This is a genomic window from Actinomycetota bacterium (assembly GCA_005888325.1).
GTDB lineage: Bacteria > Actinomycetota > Acidimicrobiia > Acidimicrobiales > AC-14 > AC-14.
On the sequence record VAWU01000065.1, the window covers coordinates 71696 to 72260 of the forward strand.

1 protein-coding gene is annotated in these 565 nt (G+C 68.7%); it reads right to left on the bottom strand.

Annotated elements, in window-relative coordinates; genetic code table 11:
* A partial coding sequence (gene rplC, locus E6G06_19620) for a 50S ribosomal protein L3 (protein ID TML86976.1) occupies positions 1-557 on the bottom strand: 557 nt, incomplete at its 3' end.
* Positions 558-565: the final 8 nt, after the last annotated feature.

Genomic DNA, 565 nt, shown 5'->3' on the forward strand with positions numbered 1-565 from the left:
CGCTCGGCGTCGGCCTGGACGACCTGCAGGTTCAACGTCGTCACCCGCTGATGTCCGACGCGCCCGGCCATCTTCGTACCCTTGAACACGCGCGATGGCGTGGCGCACGCGCCGATGGCGCCCGGCGCGCGGTGCACCTTGTGGGCGCCGTGACCCGCGCCCATCCCGCTGAAGTTGTGACGCTTCATCACGCCCGTGAACCCCTTGCCCTTGCTCACCGCGGTCACGTCGACGTGATCGCCCGGGGTGAGCAGGTCGACCTTGATCTCCTGGCCCACCTGATAGTCGCTCGGGTTGTCGAGCCGCAGCTCGACCAGACGCCGCCCCGCCTCGACGCCCGCCTTGGCGAAGTGACCCGCCTCCGGCCTCGTCAATCGCTTCGCCTGGATCACGCCGAAGGTGACCTGCACCGCGCTGTAGCCGTCGTGCTCGGGTGTCTTCACCTGCACCACCCGGCAGGGCGCGACCTTGACGACGGTGACGGGGATGGCGCGGTTCTGCTCGTCCCAGACCTGGGTCATCCCGAGCTTCTCGCCCACGATCGCCTTCGTCGCCATCTCTCGTT